At 68.7% G+C, this 419-nt stretch carries 1 protein-coding gene; it reads right to left on the bottom strand.

Translation table 11 applies throughout. The annotated features are described in order from the left end of the window. A partial coding sequence (locus tag BEK98_RS47470; protein ID WP_483027333.1) for an LCP family protein occupies window positions 1-419 on the bottom strand: 419 nt, incomplete at both ends.

The raw sequence follows: 419 nt of genomic DNA, 5'->3' as shown, positions 1-419 counted from the left end.
CGGCCGGTGACCGTGGTGCCGTTGGCCACCGTCACCGCGATCTGCGACGCCGGTACGGCCGAGGCCTTGGCCTTCGCGGTGGCGGAGGCCGCTGCGGACTTCTTGCCGGAGCCGGTGGTCAGGGACTGGTCGTTGGCGATGGTGGCGAACAGGGTCTTGGCGCCCGCGCCCACCACCACCCGGTCGCTGTTGTTCGGATCGGCGCCGGTCTGCATGGTCGTGAAGGTCATCCGCTTGGTGGGGACCTTGTTCAGGTCCGCCGCCAGCGAGATCAGCTTCTTCACGCTGCCCAGCCCGTCGTCCACGGTCAGCGCCTTGGTCGCGGCATCCGCGAGGTCGTAGACCGCGCTCGGGTCGGTGAGCGTGCCCGCGCTCTTGAACTTGCGGATCATCGCGCTGAGGAAGATGTGCTGCGAGAC

Source organism: Streptomyces diastatochromogenes, from assembly GCF_002242805.1.
GTDB lineage: Bacteria > Actinomycetota > Actinomycetes > Streptomycetales > Streptomycetaceae > Streptomyces > Streptomyces diastatochromogenes.
Note: the sequence above shows the minus strand (reverse complement) of the source record. Positions and strands in the feature narration are given on the sequence as shown.